This window comes from Termitidicoccus mucosus (genome assembly GCF_038725785.1).
Taxonomy (GTDB): domain Bacteria; phylum Verrucomicrobiota; class Verrucomicrobiia; order Opitutales; family Opitutaceae; genus Termitidicoccus; species Termitidicoccus mucosus.
This window is the reverse complement of the sequence record NZ_CP109796.1, coordinates 2,435,734-2,451,734: the sequence shown is the minus strand read 5'-3', so window position 1 is coordinate 2,451,734 and position 16,001 is coordinate 2,435,734. Positions and strand designations below refer to the sequence as shown.

13 protein-coding genes are annotated in these 16,001 nt (G+C 57.0%); 8 read left to right on the top strand and 5 right to left on the bottom strand.

What is annotated here, in order from left to right:
- Window positions 1–19 precede the first annotated feature (19 nt).
- The gene (locus tag OH491_RS08380) at window positions 20–1,402 is read right to left on the bottom strand and encodes a glycosyltransferase (protein WP_068772205.1); all 1,383 of its coding nucleotides are present in this window, start codon (window positions 1,400–1,402) and stop codon (window positions 20–22) included.
- 353 nt (window positions 1,403–1,755) lie between these two features.
- Between OH491_RS08380 and OH491_RS08375 the strand changes: the two genes are divergently transcribed.
- From OH491_RS08375 to OH491_RS08365, 3 genes are all read left to right on the top strand, one after another.
- On the top strand, window positions 1,756–2,199 hold the full coding sequence (locus OH491_RS08375; RefSeq protein WP_068772206.1) for a MarR family winged helix-turn-helix transcriptional regulator: 444 nt from the start codon (window positions 1,756–1,758) through the stop codon (window positions 2,197–2,199).
- An 85-nt stretch (window positions 2,200–2,284) separates the two neighbouring features.
- Window positions 2,285–3,925, top strand: coding sequence for an MFS transporter (locus tag OH491_RS08370; RefSeq protein ID WP_084442532.1), 1,641 nt, complete (start codon window positions 2,285–2,287; stop codon window positions 3,923–3,925).
- Window positions 3,919–4,977: an HlyD family secretion protein gene (locus OH491_RS08365; RefSeq protein ID WP_068772207.1), complete on the top strand. Its 1,059-nt coding sequence runs from the start codon at window positions 3,919–3,921 to the stop codon at window positions 4,975–4,977. The genes OH491_RS08370 and OH491_RS08365 overlap by 7 nt, the downstream gene beginning before the upstream one ends.
- 80 nt (window positions 4,978–5,057) lie before the next feature.
- Here OH491_RS08365 and OH491_RS08360 read toward each other — a convergent pair whose 3' ends face one another.
- Both OH491_RS08360 and OH491_RS08355 read right to left on the bottom strand, forming a co-directional pair.
- Window positions 5,058–5,528, bottom strand: coding sequence for an HAD family hydrolase (locus tag OH491_RS08360; RefSeq protein ID WP_068772208.1), 471 nt, complete (start codon window positions 5,526–5,528; stop codon window positions 5,058–5,060).
- A gap of 57 nt (window positions 5,529–5,585) precedes the next feature.
- Entirely contained in the window at window positions 5,586–6,107 is a 522-nt protein-coding gene (locus tag OH491_RS08355) for a PPC domain-containing DNA-binding protein (protein WP_068772209.1), read from the bottom strand.
- Between the two features lie 218 nt (window positions 6,108–6,325).
- On the opposite strand from OH491_RS08355, the gene OH491_RS08350 reads away from it, so the two are divergent.
- The gene (locus OH491_RS08350; protein ID WP_068772210.1) at window positions 6,326–7,303 is read left to right on the top strand and encodes an aldo/keto reductase; all 978 of its coding nucleotides are present in this window, start codon (window positions 6,326–6,328) and stop codon (window positions 7,301–7,303) included.
- Window positions 7,304–7,636: 333 nt separating this feature from the next.
- Here OH491_RS08350 and OH491_RS08345 read toward each other — a convergent pair whose 3' ends face one another.
- Together OH491_RS08345 and OH491_RS08340 are read right to left on the bottom strand one after the other, a co-directional pair.
- The gene (locus tag OH491_RS08345; RefSeq protein ID WP_068772211.1) at window positions 7,637–8,905 is read right to left on the bottom strand and encodes a mandelate racemase/muconate lactonizing enzyme family protein; all 1,269 of its coding nucleotides are present in this window, start codon (window positions 8,903–8,905) and stop codon (window positions 7,637–7,639) included.
- Between the two features lie 17 nt (window positions 8,906–8,922).
- Window positions 8,923–9,630: a hypothetical protein gene (locus tag OH491_RS08340; RefSeq protein WP_145929020.1), complete on the bottom strand. Its 708-nt coding sequence runs from the start codon at window positions 9,628–9,630 to the stop codon at window positions 8,923–8,925.
- A gap of 639 nt (window positions 9,631–10,269) precedes the next feature.
- Here OH491_RS08340 and OH491_RS08335 point away from each other — a divergent pair.
- From OH491_RS08335 to OH491_RS08320, 4 genes are all read left to right on the top strand, one after another.
- Window positions 10,270–12,759 (top strand): hypothetical protein, encoded by a 2,490-nt coding sequence (locus tag OH491_RS08335; RefSeq protein WP_145929021.1) that lies wholly within the window; start codon window positions 10,270–10,272, stop codon window positions 12,757–12,759.
- A gap of 309 nt (window positions 12,760–13,068) precedes the next feature.
- Window positions 13,069–13,992 carry a hypothetical protein gene (locus OH491_RS08330; protein ID WP_342750973.1) on the top strand — a complete coding sequence of 308 codons (924 nt, stop codon included), beginning with the start codon at window positions 13,069–13,071 and terminating at the stop codon, window positions 13,990–13,992.
- Between the two features lie 171 nt (window positions 13,993–14,163).
- Window positions 14,164–14,868, top strand: a complete 705-nt coding sequence (locus OH491_RS08325) for a hypothetical protein (RefSeq protein ID WP_342750972.1) — start codon at window positions 14,164–14,166, stop codon at window positions 14,866–14,868.
- 161 nt (window positions 14,869–15,029) lie between these two features.
- On the top strand, window positions 15,030–15,956 hold the full coding sequence (locus OH491_RS08320) for a hypothetical protein (protein WP_342750971.1): 927 nt from the start codon (window positions 15,030–15,032) through the stop codon (window positions 15,954–15,956).
- Window positions 15,957–16,001: the final 45 nt, after the last annotated feature.

The following is a 16,001-nucleotide window of genomic DNA, read 5'->3' as shown; positions in this document are numbered from 1 at the left end:
TCTCCGGGGGTTGGCCTTTTCAATCGTCGTCGTCCGCCCATGGATCGTTGGTGCCGGTGAGGGGCTTGTCCGCCGTGTCGCCTGACGCGCCGGCCGGGGCCTCGGTGAGGTTGAGGAGTTGCTGCGCGATGCCCGTCCACGTGAAGAGGCTGCGGGCTTTATGCGCGCCCATCTGCGAGAGGCGGGCGGCGAGGCGCTCGTCTCGGAGGACTTTCGTGATGGTGATGCCCAGGTCCTCGCGGTCGAAGGAGTCGGCGTAGAGCGCGTGGCGCCCGTAGGTAAGCGCGCGGTAAAGGCCGCCTTGCGTGGTGACGACCGCGGGCGTGCCGCAGGCCATCGCCTCGACGGCGGTCATGCCGAAGGGTTCGTAGCGGCTGCTCAACACAAACACATCCGCGGCGCGGTAGTAGTCCGCGAGATCGGCCTCGGAGATGTAGCTGTCGCCAAAACGCACGCGGCCGGACAGGCCGAGCGCGGCGGCCTGCGCGGCGAGTTCGTCGAGGATCGCCTGCTCGCCCTCGGTGTTTTCCTGCGCGCCGCCGGCCGCGAGGTGAAGCACGGCGTCGGGGACGCGTTTCGCGACGAGGGCAAACGCGTCGATGAGCAGGTCGTAGCCCTTGTTGCGGGCGAGGCGGCCGAGCGCGAGGACGACCTTGCCCTCGAAGCCCAGCCGCTGGCGGATGGTGTCGCGGGTCGGCGCGCTGACCGCGTAAAAGCGGTTGTCGTCGTAGCCGGGCGGCACCATGTGCACGCGCGCGGCGGGCACGCCATAGCCCTCGGCGATGAGGTCCACCTGCGGCGGCGTGGTGGCGATGACGGCGGAGCTGGCGCGGAAAATCTCCGTCTCGTGGCGGATGCGCCCGGTGAAATTGTATTTCTGCTCGAAGTTGGCCGCGTCCTCGGGGAAATCGCGCTCCATGAGCTGTTTTTTCCAGAGGCCGAGCGAGTGCGGCGTGTGGATGTGCGGCGCGCCCAGCGCGGCGGCGAGCTTCTGCGTGGCGAAGCCGGCATCCCAATAGTGGCTGTTGAGGAAGCGATAGGCCAGGCCGTGGCGGGCGATGAGCGCGCGGGCGTTCTCGACCCACTCGCCGAGGTGGCGGTAGAGGTATTCCTTGCCGATGAACTCGCGCCCGCCGCAGGGCGCGCGGATTACGCGCACGCGGTCGTTGATGATGTCGATGGCGGGCTGGTCCTCGAAACGGCGTGTCCAGATGTCCACCTCGAAGCCGAGTTGGGCGAGTTTCTTGGAGAGTTCCAGCACGTAAACGACCTGTCCGCCGGTGTCGGCCGCACCGAGCGGCGGGGCGGCGGCGACGTAGCCGTGGGTCGAGACCATGCCGATGCGCGGCAGGCCCGACGGGTCGGGGAGGGTGGGAAGAAGGGAGATATCCTGGTCTTGCATGGAGGGATGGTGTGATGACACACGCCCGCGGGCGCATATCGGAGGATGCCGTCCGCGCGCAAAACACGCGCGGGGGCGCGATGACAACCGCCCCGGGAGGCGGCGCCCCGATTGCGACGCCCTGCCGGGGCAGGACGCCACGCAACGACCCAAATGACGCGCGGCAGGCGGCTGCGCCACCCGGTCATTCGCATCGCCGAACGGTGCAATTTTGGGGCCATACCCGCCCAAGCCAAGCCCTTTTTCGTAAGCCTCATGTGAAACTGGAAGGACCCCGGGGCGCGCCCGCCCCCGCTTTCGTCCGCCATAATGCATGCTTGACTAATAGTTAGCCATGCATCTTTTAGGAACCTATGAATAAATCCGGCCTGCCCATGGAACGACGTTTCATGACCGCGCTGTCCATCGCGGCCCGGCGGATGCGGACCGCTTATGACGGCATCGTGAGCAAGCGGGGGCTGACGCTCTCGCGGGCGCGCGCGCTGCTCCGCATCTCGGACACCCCGGGGATCAACCAAACCGGGCTGGCGCGCTTTCTGGAAATCGAAAACCCGAGCGTGGTCCGGCTGCTCGACGGCATGGAAAAACAGGGGCTTATCCGGCGGTGCGCCATCGCCGGCGACCGGAGGGCCAAGCAGATCGTGCTGACCCCGGCCGCCAGGCGCCAGGTCGCGGAGCTGGAGGAGATTTCCAACGCCCTGGGGCGCGACATGCTGAAAGGCGTCGCGTCGCGCGACCTGGGCGCGGCGGTCCGCGTGCTGGAAGTGGTCATCGGCAACCTCGAAACCCCGGCCTAGGCGCAGGCGGGCGATGCGCCCGGGACTCTAGGATGCTGGAGCGTGTTTGCGCAAGCGGCGCGGCATCCGGCCTCGCATGAATCGAATGTCAGAAAACCCATCCAATCCATCAGAAATCGCGGAACAGGCCGCCGTCATCAATCCGCGCCTGCGTCCGGTGATCTATGCGGCCACCTCGGTGCTGCTGATTTTCACCCAGGGGCTGGGCATGAACTTCGTTCCGGTCAACCTTCCCCAGCTCGCGGGCGCCTTTGGCGCGACCACGACGGAAATGAACTGGTTCGTCGCGGCCTACATGGCGCCCTTTGCCAGCATGACGCTGATCCTGATAAAGGTGCGCACGCAGTTCGGGCTGCGGCGGTTTGCGGAGCCGAGCATCGTGGTGTTTGTCGTGGCGTCGCTCCTGCATCTCATCCCGCACAATATATATTCGGGCATGGCCGTGCGCTTCCTAGCGGGCATGGTTGGCCCGGCCATTTCCTCGCTCGGGTTTTTATACATGCTGGAGGCGTTTCCGCCGGCGCTGAAACGGACCTGGGGGTTCAGCATGGCGCTGACCTGCTCGCTTTCGATGCCGATGGTCGCCCGGCTGATATCGCCGCCGCTGCTGGATATCGGCGGGTGGCAGGCCTTGTATGCGATGGACGTGGGGCTGGCGCTGCTCGCGCTGGCCGCCATCTACCGTCTGCCGCTGACAACGATCCAGCGCGCCAAGGTGCTGCATTGGAAGGACGCCATCACGTTCCCCCTGATTGCAATCGGCTTCGGGCTGCTCGCCGTCGTGTTCACGATGGGGCGGCAGCCCGATTACTGGTGGCTGGAGTCCCCGTGGCTCGGGTGGTGCGCGGCGGCGGCCCTGGTCGCGATCGGCGCCGCGGCGGTGATCGAAGTCCACCGCGACACGCCGCTGGTCAATGTGCGCTGGCTACTGAGCGGCGAAATGCTGCGCTTCGCGCTGGTCGCCCTGGTCTTCCGCATCGTGCTTTCGGAGCAAACCACGGGAGCCGCCGGCCTGTTCCAGAGCATCGGGCTGCTCAACGAGCAGAGCAGGGGATTATACCTCGTGATCCTGGCGGGCATGGCCGCCGGCGGGCTCGTGTCGGGCGCGATCCTGAAACCCGAGCGCATCCGGCGAATACACATGCTCTCGCTGTTGTGCATCTGTGCGGGCGCCTGCATGGACGGCCAAGCGACCAGTCTCACGCGGCCCGAAAACATGTATATGAGCCAGGCGCTGATCGCCTTTGGCAGCGTCCTGTTCCTCCCGTCGGTGATGACTGCCGGCATCGCGGCGGCGCTGAAACGCGGGCCTACTTACATCACCAGTTATATCGTCGTCTTCCTGTTCACGCAGAATCTGGGCGGGCTCATGGGTTCGTCCTTCCTCAACACCTTCGTGACCATCCGCGAGAAATTCCACTCCAGCCTCCTCGTCGAGCGCATCGTGATGGCGGATCCCCTGGTCGCCGGGCGGGTGAGCCAGCTCTCCGCCGCCTATGGCCGGGTGCTGACCGACGGCGTGTTGCTCAAGGCCGAGGGGCTCGCGCTGCTTTCCCAGCAGACGACGCGCGAGGCCTATATATTGGCTTACAACGACGTGTTCCTGGCGATTTCCGTCATCGCGGGCGCGGCGCTGGCCGTGCTGCTGCTGCGCTCGGCTTATATTCAACTGAAAATGAAATTTTTCCTTCCAACCAATAAAACCGGGGAGCCCGTGTCATGCTGAAAGCGTTTCGTTCGCCCGCCACTTATATCATAGTGTTCACCGCCGTCGCCGGCGCGCTGCTGGTGCTGCACGCCTGGCGCCTGCCGCCGTTCGCCAGCGCGGTCGAGACCACCGACAACGCCTATGTGCGCGGACAGGTCACCCTCATCAGCCCGCAGCTCGCCGGTTATATAAAGGAGGTCGCGGTGCGGGATTATCAAAAGGTGAGGGAGGGCGACCTGATCATACAAATCGACGACCGGATTTTCCGGCAGAAACTGGAGCAGGCGCGGGCCTCCCTCGCCGGGCACAAGGCGAACCTCGCCGGCGCGGAGCAGGCGGGGCATGCCGCCGAGGCCCGCATCCGCTCGTGCGAGGCGCAGATCACCGGCGCGCAGGCGGCGCTCAGGACGGCGGAGTTGAACGCGGGGCGGGTGGAATCGTTGTTGCAATCGGGGGCGGCGTCGCGCTCGTCGGACGATCAGGCAAGGCTTGAACTCGACCGCGCGCGCACCGCCTTGCAGCAGGCCGGGGCGGCGCTGGAGGTGGCGCGGCAGGACCTGCAATCGATCATTGTCGGGCGCGACGGGCTGGAGGCGGCGGTGAAAAACGCGGAGGCCGCCCTCGCGCTCGCGGAGATAGACCTGGAAAACACGCGCATCGTCGCGCCGCAGGACGGCAAGCTGGGGGAGATCGGGGCGCGTCTCGGCCAGTATGTTTCGCCCGGCACCCAGCTTGCCGCGCTCGTGCCCGGGAAAAAATGGGTGAGCGCGAATTTTAAGGAGAACCAGCTCTCCGGCATGAGGGCCGGCCAGCCGGTGACGTTCACCGTGGACGCATTCCGCCACGCGCGGCTGACCGGCCGCATCGAGGAGTTTTCGCCGGCGACCGGCTCCGAGTTCAGCGTGTTGAAGGCCGACAATGCCACGGGCAACTTCACCAAGATCGCGCAGCGCCTGCCCGTGCGCATCGCCATCGACGAGGACCAGCCGCTCGCCGCCGACCTCGTCCCCGGCATGTCGGTGGTGGTCAGCGTGGACACGGCCAGGCCGGCCAAGGCCGCGGTGAGGTGAAGCCATCCCATAACGCATGGCCTCCATAGGGTGGAAAAATCCGGCGTCGCGCCCTCGCAGCATCGCCGGGTTCGTCCGTTTCATGATCTCAATGTGGCCTTCAGTCTTTTGGTGTTACTCAGCAGATCGAGCGCCTCGAGAATGCTTGTGCTGACCACATCGGCACTGCGCAAAGTCTCCGCCGCCGCCCCTTCCTTCTGGATCAAGGCAATGCCAAGGGCGGCATGCTCCAGCATCTTCCTGTCATTTCTCCCATTTCCAATAGCCACGACATTCGCCGCCCCCAGCTTTCGAATATAATCGAGCTTGGTGTCGGCCTGGTTTTCCGGCGGTGCGATGACCAAGGTGACGGGGAGACCGGCAAGCTGGGCTTTCGCCAGGCCGAAAGTGTCGGCCGTGACGACATGGATTTCGATATGTTCCGAGAGCGTGCGCAGGGCATCTGCGACGCCTTCGATAAGGATTCCGTCCACGGCAAGGGTCCCGTTGTAGTCGCTGACGACATGCTTTAGCTCAATATCGCCATAGTCGGGAATGGATAAAGATATCATGTTTTCGATATGTTAACGACGGGCCGCCCGCGGACAAGCGCGTTTGCCCGCGGCTGTTTATGGTTCGAAATCATAGAAATTAAGTCCGACCTCCTCGTTTTTCACTTTGATGATTTTGGCATCCATCGGATAAACGAAGCATTCACCGGCCCCGCGGATTTTTGCATCCAGCAAGTGACCGGCCAGGGCGGTGTAGTCCCTTCTCCCAAGTGTAATATGCAAATGCAGCACGGGCTTGCCCTCCACCTCGGAAATGTTGCCGGACAGATTGGAGATCTCCATCTGCTCCTTAAAAACCTTGTCGGCATATTTCTTGGTCGCGGGGTCAAAGAAACGCAAGGTCGCCTCGTTGGTGGCGCCAATGCCGGTGATTTGCCCGGCCTGGATTTTCCGGGAGGTGACGAAGTCGGTCAATGCCTCCACAATGCTTGATTTGTCCTGTATGCTGACGATGTAGGCGTCCCCGGCTTTTCTGGCGGTCCAGCGGCTGCCCTTGAAGGTTTGCGCATTCGCAACGCACAAAGCGAGGCTGGATAGGGCGATCAATACGATTAACTTTTTTATCTTTGTCTGGTTCATGATGCTGATTTCGGAATATTTTATGGCGGATTATTGTCTGATGGTTCTCATATCAATAAAGCTCCCCGCGCGCAAAGGCGCGGGGTGTCTGGCATGGTGAGGGCGGTTCATCGTCGAGGCAATCCTCGGGATGGCCCCGCCTTCCTGAAATGACAGGCATCGACCTGCCGCCGGCAGCCTTGCCAAAATCCCGGGGCCCGTCACATTCACGATGCCTTATGAGTGCCACCGCCGATGCCACCGCTCCGCAAAACACGCCCTCCTCGCGTCTCATCTACGGCTGCATGCGCCTCGGCGCCCGGTGGGACTCCTCGCCGCTGACCGACGGGCAGCGCCACGCCGCCTTTGCGGCCATCGACGCGGCGCTTGCCGCCGGCATGACTTTTTTCGACCACGCCGACATCTACTGCCACGGCAAATCCGAACTCGTCTTCGGCGAATACCTGCGCGCCCATCCCGGGCTCCGCCGGCGCCTCACCCTCCAGTCCAAATGCGGCATCCGTTTCGCCGACGAGTCCGGCTCCGGCGACCCCCACCGCTTTGATTTCAGCCGCGAGCACATCCTCCGCTCCGTGGACGGCATCCTCGAACGGCTCGGCATCGGGCAACTCGACATCCTCCTGCTCCACCGGCCCGATTGCCTCGTCGAGCCCGAGGAGGTCGCCAGCGCCTTCGACGCCCTGCACGCCTCCGGCAAAGTCCGCGCCTTTGGTGTCAGCAACCACACGGGGCTCCAGATCGACCTCCTCCGCCGTCATGTCCGCCAGCCCATCGTCGCCAACCAACTGGAGTTGAGCCTCGCCCATCATCCCCTGATTTCCGAGGGCATTCTGGCCAACCAGCGCGGCGTGCCCTCGCAACTCGCCACGGGGATGCTCGACTACTGCCGCCTGCACGACATCACCATCCAGGCATGGAGCCCCGTGGGCGGCGGACGCCTGCACAAGCCCGGCCTGCCCGCGGATGACCCGCACCGCCACCTCGTTGATTTCTTAAAAAACATGGCGTCCGAAAAAAGCACCAACATGGACGCGCTCCTTCTGGCGTGGCTCCTGCGGCATCCCGCCGGCATCCGCCCCGTCCTCGGCACGGTCAACCCGGAGCGCATCGCCGCCGCCGCCGAGGCGGAGCGTCTCGCGCTGACCCGTGGCGAATGGTATGCCATGCTCGAAGCCGCCCGCGGCGAAGTGCCGTGAGGGCGGCGGGGCAGGGGGACCGGGCGGTCTTTGTAATATTGTGCCGGCCCTGATAATATCATCCCCAATTAAAATTACTTTTGGGTAGGGCGAGGCGTCCCCGCCGAGCCGCGGGCCAGCAACGGCTCGGCGGGGACGCCTCGCCCTACCATTATGTATAAATATCGATATAAACTACTATAAATTAAACTGTGGCCGATGCTTGAAATGGAGGGACGGCACGGAGGCCGTCCCTCCATTTATAAATGCAGCCTCGCATTTTTTTGAAATGCGCTGGCTCCGGAATATCATCTCCGCGGAGGGAAAATTTTGCGAAGGCTCGGCCGGAGGGTGTCACCACGAGGCTTTGCCTTTGTGCGTGATCGTCGCGACGATTTTGGCCTTTGCGACGAAATCCGCGTCGAACTCGATCCCCAGGCCGGGGGTTCTCGGGACGCGGATTTTGCCGTCGGTTATTTTGAAATCGGGCTTATACCACGAGGCCGCTTTTTTCGGGGCGCGCCATGGGTATTCCATGCGCGGGGTCGCGTTTTTGGTGCACGCGGCAAAGTGCAGGATGTTGACCGAGGCGGGGCCGGTTTGCGTGTTGTGCGGCACGATGGTGTGGCCGAGTTTTTCCGCGATGCGCGCGACCCGCTTGGCGCGGATGAGGCCGCCGTTGTAGTTGATGTCGGGTTGCACGATGTCCATGACGCCGTTTTCGAGCATCCAGCGGAAACGCCACAGGCTCGAGTCCTGCTCGCCGCATGCGACGGGGATTTTGAGCGCGCGGGCGACTTGTTGCGTCTCGGAAAGGTTTTCCCACGGGCACGGCTCCTCGAAAAACGCGTAGTCGAGCGACTCCATGAGCCGGCCGATTTCAATCGCCTTTTCGGGATCGTAGGAGCCGTTGGCGTCGGCCATGAGGGTGACGCCGGGGCCGAGCTTTTCGCGGGCGAGGCGCAGGACTTTCTCGGTGCGGCCGGGCGCGGCGTCGAGATTGCGGCTCATGCGTCCGCCGATCTTGAACTTCACCGCCCTGGCGCCGGTCTCGGCGACGCCGCGTTCGTAGATGGCGACTTCCTCTTCGGCGGGGAGCGTGCGCGCGGAGCCGGACAGATACACGGGGATTTCGTCGCGCCACGCGCCGCCGAGAAGCTCGCAGACGGGCTTGCGGGCGATTTTGCCGAGCATGTCGAGGATGCTTTGCTCGACGTAGGCGACGGGGCACCAGAAGGGCAGGCCGGCGTTTTTGTAGTGGTCGCGGTAAACGGAATCGACGAGCGCCTCGATATCGCGCGCATCCTTGCCGATGAAGTGCGGCGCGACGAGTTTTTCAAAAATCGGGACAAACTCCGCCATCTGCTTGGTCGCGACCAGGCCCTCGGCGCCGTCGGTGGAGCGCGCGCGCACGAAATAGCCCGTGCCGCCGCGGAGGAGTTCGAGCGAGGCAATGCGCGCGGGCGCCGCGATTTGCCGGGGGATGTCGAACATGGGCTCCTCAAAGTCGCGGATGAGCGGCTGGCCGTCGTCGCCCGCGGCGGCGCGGAGCGGGCGTGGCAAGGCGGCGGCGATGGCGGCGCCGCCCGCGAGTGTGATCCAGTTGCGTCGGGTGAATTTCATGGGGATGGTGACATCAGTTAATACTCCGCCTTGATTGGGCCTACTCTGAATTCATTGCCGCTCTCAAGCAAAACTTCGGCCCGGTACCAGTATTCGCTATTCGCATCAGGCAACGGATCCCGTATGGTTTCATTCTTGCTTGTTGTTTTATGAATGGTGAGACCGGAAGTCATGTCCGGATTTGTGTTTTTTATTATCTTTATATGCGTGTATTCCTCATCCGGGAAATTCAATGCGATTGTCGCCGCTGTGGTTGTCCGCGAGATGGAAATACGAAATGCTTCGGTGATGTCTTGATAGGTATTGCCTTTGTCCGGATCGGCGGGCACGACAACCGGGCCGAAATTCTGCGCCTCCCCGTATACAGGTTTTACCTTTAACCAATAATAAAAGACGCCAGGGTTGGGCAGCCTGTCATTGAATTCCTTTTTTGCCGGGTGAAGGCGTCCGGTTCTTTCCCTGTTTTCTGCCATGCCTGTCGTGTTCCGATAGACTTCGATGGTTTTACAGCCGCCAAAATCCAGCTCCCACTCGAACCTTGCAAAACTTCCTTTTCTCGTAACCGTAATCCCGTCATTTGAACTGGTGAGCAGCCGGGGACTTTGTCCGGCAACATCTGGCTGTGGTGAATGTATGGCCGCATCCTTTTTTTTGCATGAGCAGACTGCCAATAGGCAGGCCGCGTGCATTAAGATAGCCAAATAAGTGCCAAATGATTTATTCATGAGTTTATGGATTGGCTGGAAATCGGAATCCTATTATGATCTGAATGGGAATCAATTTGGAAGAATAACAATTTTGGAGTCGTATCTGCGCCGTGCCTGCATTCAAGCGCAAAATCTGGCATCGTAATCGGATCGTCAGATAACGTATCCTCCAACTCGCCCCTCTCCCCGCCATCCAATCACCCGCGATACGCTGTAGTGCTTCGCACCGCCGGATGGCCTGAACCAGGCGCGTCGAACCGCGTTTGACTCTTCGGCATTGCTTTTTTGACAGGCTCGCCGCCTATGCCCCTCTCAAGCAATAACTCGCTAATTGATCGTAACCATAGGCTTGCAATGCCATTCCCGAACGAAATTTATATTTTCGGCAGGGCGAGGCGTCCCCGCCGAGCCGCGGCTCGGCCGGAGGCTTCGTCCTACCTTGATAAGTCTATAGATGACTGGGAAATGGTATAATTTGTAAAAACCGGACTTTCGGCCATCGCCGCCCCCTTGTTACTTTTCCGGTTTGCCCGGGGGCCGCCTCCGGGGTGGTCACTATTGGGGGCGTTCGGAATCCCTGACTGTCCGACAAGGTATGTTTTTAAAAATACTGTAAGCCGGCCTAGTGGTTTTTCTTTCAAAACCTCGTTGTTTTCCATGGGAGTCTCAAAAGACATTGTGCTCATCTTCGCGCGCTCCCTCGTCCATCCCTTGGAAGTATGTCTTTTGCGCGTTTCCATTGCCAACGCATGCCTGCTCGTTCTTGGAGCTGCCATGATATGCGCGCAGGAAACCAAAGAGACACTCGCGTGGATTGAGGCCGGAGATATACCCGCGATTAGGCTGAATGGGGCGAGGCTCGAAGTTTCGGCCTGCAAATACCTCGGCCCATGGAGGGCAATTTTCGAAATTAACGGCAAAATCCCTTGGGAGGACACGGTCCACCTGAGCCTCGATAATGGTCGGGTAGTCACAAGCTCATCCATGCAAAAACCCGCGCCCAACGGCGTCGTGCCGGCATTTTTTACCCCGGATGGGGAGGACGATTACTTTCGGCATTATGCGTGGGGAAATAATCAGGTGTCCGCCATTGTGTTTCGGGCGATTTCCTCTTCACAGCAAACCGTCATCCTTGAAATTGATACCGACAATGAATTGGTGATCTATTCCAACTTCAATCATGTAAAAAAGATTGCGCCGGCAAAAAACATAGAGCTTGGAACCAATCTGCTGGTTCCGGTGCCGGTCAACGAAGGTGAAAACATAATCGCCATAAAAATCCTGTCCACTGACAAGCCTCCGCATATGCGCCTGTCGATGATATGCGACCAATCCAGGGATTTTCAGGCCGCATGGAGCGCGTCGTTAAGCTTTTTAAACAAGCAGGTATTCAACAGGGGTGGCAAGCAGGACCCTCCGATACTATGGTGGGACAGCCTGCTGGATCGGCTGAGTCTTGCGGTCGAGGTTGACGACATGAAAACCGGCAACCCCGTGTTTGTGAAAGAAAACATGAGACACGGGAGCATCATTCGGGACGGGGTGGACTATCTTGCAGAGGGTTTTTACAGGATCACTTACAGATCGGGCGCAGAGGAAGTCCATGAATATTTTCTGATCGGCTCGCCCAGAACCGTATTTGAAGAGGTAAAGAACTCGCTTTCCGGCTATTCCTGGGACGATGGCCCCCGCCTTAACCTCGAGGCGCAGCTCAGGAGGGGAGAAATCCTGCTGGAGAAGACAAACTACGACACAGCCAGCCGCGAGTGGCAGGACAAAGTGGTCTATACGCTTGGCACCCTGGCCGATTTTCTGGAATTGCGAAAAAAAGGCGCGACGGAGTTTTCCAAGGACGTCCCCGGATTGCACATCCGGGGGTTTGTCTCCCAAATAGACGGGTCGAGGCAATTCTACAGGTTATATATTCCGCCAAGTTACAGTCGTGAGAAGGGCGTTCCGCTGTTGCTCATCATGCCCACGACCATATCCGCCAGAAATCGGCCGTTTATTGCCAGCCCGTTTATGGCGGCTCATCGCGACGCGGTGCAGATTTCGCGATTCGCGGAGAAACATGGGTTTGCCCTTTTGTGGCCCGGATACAGGAATGCCCCCGAAGGCTGGACTTACGAATCCGCCCACGATGAGGAGGCGCTGGAGGCGGTCGAAAGGGATTACAACATCGATAAATCCAGGATAAGCATTTACGGTGTTTGCAGCGGCGGCTTCCTTGGCGGGCGTCTTCTCACGGACTATCCCAACCGGTTTGCGGCCATCGTATATGACCGGGCCATTTTCGACAGGGACCAGTCGGTTTCCAAAAATTTTGCGGGGAGTGACCATTTCTTAAAAGACTGGTTTTCCGCAATCAATCCCTCCGGGCGCATCATCGCCAATTCATCCGTTAATATATTGGTCCTGCACGATGGCTCACGGCCCGCGGGGCATGGGGAAATGCAGTTGACTGAGGATTTTCTTCGGGAGGCCCAGGGGAAAAGAAATGACATCAAAAGTCACATCGGGAGACGGCCGGCCGGCGTTGAGCTTTGGGATTTGATTTTTGGCTGGCTGGCGCACTGCAAAAACAACAATCCCGGGAAAACCGCGGCCGACATCGCGCGGGAGCATGGCTACTCCGGCCCGATATCGGAGCTATTCGCGCACCCCTTTATCGTGGTAAAGGGGACCCAGGCCGACCAAGATGGGGAGAATTGCATTGAAGCCGCGACACACTTGCTTTCCGAAAAGTATGGCCGCCAATTTTATGGCGCCAGCTTTGTTGTCAAAAAGGACACTGAAATCACCGAGGACGAGCTGAAAACCAAGTCGTTGATCCTGATAGGAAATTCTGAAAGCAACGGTATCTGGAAAACACTGGCGTCGCAACTGCCGGTAAAGGCTGCCGCGCGCGGCCTGTCGATAGACGGATATTCATTTTCCCGGAAGTCCGCGTTCATGACCATATTCAAGAATCCGGAAAACCGGCAAAATTATCTGCTGCTGATTGGAGCCGCGGACTTGAAAAATCTGTCGTTCGCAAGCAACAGCGATCCTTGCAGGACATGGGTTGACGGCTGTGTTTACGAGGCTGGCAGGGCTGATGCAATTCGTGAAATAAAACTGGATAAGCTGAAACCGATGCTCGAATAAAATTTAATATTCTAGAGTCATCACTGAACAAGCCAATGCGCAACCTAATGAAAACAAAAAACATATCCCACAAGGCAAGCCTGGCGTGGTTGCTCGCTGTTTTGGCATGCACATCGTGTTCAAAACACAAGGAGCCGGGAAATCAGGCACAGGCGGCGGCAAAAAAGCAGACCCAGGAGCCATTTTCCGCAAACGATCGTGAGCACTGATAAAACCAATCGAGTCAATTCCAATGGAAAAAATCCGCCTGCGTTTTTTCAATGGACCATTCGTGTTCTCAATAGTTAAACCCAAAAGCATCCCGAACATATGAAAAAAGTGAAAAGGATTTTAAGTATAATATCGATCGGATTGGCATTGTTATTCCTTGTCGGCATGGTCGTCCTGCAGCAATTCGCCCTGTCTGGCAAAGAATCGGAAATTGACAGCCTCAAGCGAGGAAAAGACCAAACAAGAAAGTCCTTGCTAAAAGCGGCCAATGAGAACGAAGAAATTAGGCAAACACTAAGAAAAACGGAAAACGCATTCTCCAATTACAAAAACACGGCCAAAACTCTCGACGCATATGTGCTAGCGAATAATGTCGTTGACCAGGAGAACGAACTTGATCGCTGGCTTGGCAACATTATTCAATTAAGAAATTTTATTAAGCATCACTCCGAATACGCCATACCAGAATTTAAGTATCTGACCACCAAAGACTGGCTTGCTGCAGTCGAAGGCGGCCAAATGGTAAGTGAAGCGGATTACAGAAAAGCCCTGGCATTGTTGAGGGAACGAGCAAAGAGGCCAGTGTGTGTAGAACTTTGCCAAGGCATTCAGGCTTTTTCCAAAGCAAATGATGGTAACCTGCCACGAGGTTTGGAGGATATTGTAAGCTACCTGCCAAAGGATTTTGATCCTGATATTCTTGCTCGATATGAAAATAATCCCCATGGGCAGATGGACGGTGTTAGGGTAATAGGAGCCTCAACGCAGTGGATAATAAAAGAAATGCCGCAAGTAGATGATATTTGGGACAGTAGATTCTATTTGAGTACCACTGGTGGAATAATGGTGTGGGGCATTGACTATTCTGAGGAGAAGATTGTGCAAACCGCAATTAAAACCTACGAGAATCAATTTGGCATCGAGCCGACAGATACTGAGCAAATCATTCAATACATCGATAATAAAATAGGTAAAGATAAAATAAATAAGATATATAAATCTCTAACAAGCAAATCTAATTAACGTGAACAATTTTAAATACAGTTGAATCCGTAAGGGGTCAGGAAGGAATGGCGCTAAGATAAATGACGACAATCGTCCTTATCTTAGGGCCATTCTGTCCTGACCTTTTTATTCCGGCCAATAGAATTTGATATTTTAGAGTCACCACTGAACAAGCCAATGCGCAACCTAATGAAAACAAAAAACATATTCCACATGGCAAGCCTGGCAGGATTGCTCGCTGTTTTGGCATGCACATCGTGCTCAAAACACAAGGAGCCGGAAAATCAGGCACAGGCGGCGGCAAAAAGGCAGACCCAGGAGTCTTTTTCCGCAACCAGAACCGGGGCGATTGTCGATTTGGAATGGACGTATGATTTGTCCGTTTACAAATCCGCCGAACTTTACAAGAATGCCACAGGTCAGTCAAACGATAGAGATCGGGTGTCGGTATTAAAGTCCGGCGAAAAACACTACAAGGATACGCTGATAGAACCCCGAGCATATTACTATTGGCTGAAGGTTACGCTACCTGACGGCTCGGATGAAAACATCGGTCCAATAAGGGTGAAACCTGATGAGAAGGGTATCGGCAATTACCCGCATATTACCCGGCAGTACCCTTGGAGTGTATTTCGAAACTACAAGACTGCGACGATTTCATGGGCCTTTCCTGAGGCCAGGTACGATTACATAAAAGTTATAAGGTCCCCCAGCCCCGATCCCTTGGGCTATCGAAACAGAGGGGTGGAAGTATATTCAACCATGGAATGGAAGGAAAGCATAGTGGATACCTTTCCGGACCCGGATTCAGACTACTGGTATCGTATCGAGATCAAGATTTCCGACGGGCCTGTCATTAGGCAGGGGCCCATCGCGCCAGATGTTAATCCATAATAAAATGATAATAATGCAATTCAATCATTTCAAACGTCAAGTAACGGTCGTGAACACTGCTAAAACCAATCGAGTCAATTCCAATGAAAAAAAATCTGCCTGCGTTTTTCCCATGAACCATTCGTGTTCTCAATAGTTAAACCAAAAAGCATCCCAAACATATGAAAAAAGTGAAAAGGATTTTAAGTATAATATCGATCGGATTGGCATTGTTATTCCTTGTCGGCATGGTCGTCCTGCAGCAATTCGCCCTGGCTAGCAAAGAATCGGAAATTGACAGCCTCAAGCGAGAAAAAGACCAAACAAGAAAGTCCTTGCTAAAAGCGGCCAATGAGAACGAAGAAATTAGGCAAACACTAAGAAAAACGGAAAACGCATTCTCCAATTACAAAAACACGGCTAAAACTCTCGACGCATATGTGCTAACGAATAATGTCGTTGACCAGGAGAACGAACTTGATCGTTGGCTCGGCACCATTCTCCAACTAAAAGGCTTCATTGCGCGGCACCCAGAATACGCCATTCCGGAATTTAAGTATTTGGAAAACCAAGACTGGCTTGCTGTAACTGAGAAGCAAATGGAAACCGAGGCTGATTGCAGAAGGGCCTTGGCCCTGCTTAGAATGAGGTCTTATATAAAAACAGGTGACATGCTCCGGCAAGCAGTGATTGATTTCACAAAGGCAAATAATGGTAAGTCGCCAAAAAAATATGAAGATATCATTGATTACCTTCCTGATGGATTTGACTATACGCGATACACAGACAATCCTTCCGGGAAAATATCCTCCAGTAATCCAGTACTAAGTTCACAACAGTGGATAATAAAGGATGTCGGCGCAGTGGATGGCATTTGGGACAGCGGGTTGTTGGTCAGCGCCGAAGGGGCTTCAATAAACGTTCCAATTAATTTTAACCAAGAGCGTGTGGTTCGCGCCGCGATTGAGGAATATAAAAATAAAAATGGCGGCCTACCCGCAAGCTCCAGTCAAATCGCAGAATATATTAAATATACTTACAATGCCAGGAAAATGAGCAAGACGGAAATTGACGCAATATACACAAGCATTACGACACCCCTCCAATAGATTTAAAATTTGATGACCTTATTTGGTTCATGCCAACAAACCGTC

Coding starts and splice junctions, on each gene's coding strand:
- OH491_RS08355 (WP_068772209.1), bottom strand. CDS start 6,107: ATGAACCAGACAAAGATAAAAAAGTTAATCGTATTGATCGCCCTATCC.
- OH491_RS08380 (WP_068772205.1), bottom strand. CDS start 1,402: ATGCAAGACCAGGATATCTCCCTTCTTCCCACCCTCCCCGACCCGTCG.
- OH491_RS08320 (WP_342750971.1), top strand. CDS start 15,030: ATGAAAAAAGTGAAAAGGATTTTAAGTATAATATCGATCGGATTGGCA.
- OH491_RS08370 (WP_084442532.1), top strand. CDS start 2,285: ATGTCAGAAAACCCATCCAATCCATCAGAAATCGCGGAACAGGCCGCC.
- OH491_RS08350 (WP_068772210.1), top strand. CDS start 6,326: ATGAGTGCCACCGCCGATGCCACCGCTCCGCAAAACACGCCCTCCTCG.
- OH491_RS08340 (WP_145929020.1), bottom strand. CDS start 9,630: ATGAATAAATCATTTGGCACTTATTTGGCTATCTTAATGCACGCGGCC.
- OH491_RS08330 (WP_342750973.1), top strand. CDS start 13,069: ATGAAAAAAGTGAAAAGGATTTTAAGTATAATATCGATCGGATTGGCA.
- OH491_RS08375 (WP_068772206.1), top strand. CDS start 1,756: ATGAATAAATCCGGCCTGCCCATGGAACGACGTTTCATGACCGCGCTG.
- OH491_RS08335 (WP_145929021.1), top strand. CDS start 10,270: ATGGGAGTCTCAAAAGACATTGTGCTCATCTTCGCGCGCTCCCTCGTC.
- OH491_RS08360 (WP_068772208.1), bottom strand. CDS start 5,528: ATGATATCTTTATCCATTCCCGACTATGGCGATATTGAGCTAAAGCAT.
- OH491_RS08365 (WP_068772207.1), top strand. CDS start 3,919: ATGCTGAAAGCGTTTCGTTCGCCCGCCACTTATATCATAGTGTTCACC.
- OH491_RS08345 (WP_068772211.1), bottom strand. CDS start 8,905: ATGAAATTCACCCGACGCAACTGGATCACACTCGCGGGCGGCGCCGCC.
- OH491_RS08325 (WP_342750972.1), top strand. CDS start 14,164: ATGAAAACAAAAAACATATTCCACATGGCAAGCCTGGCAGGATTGCTC.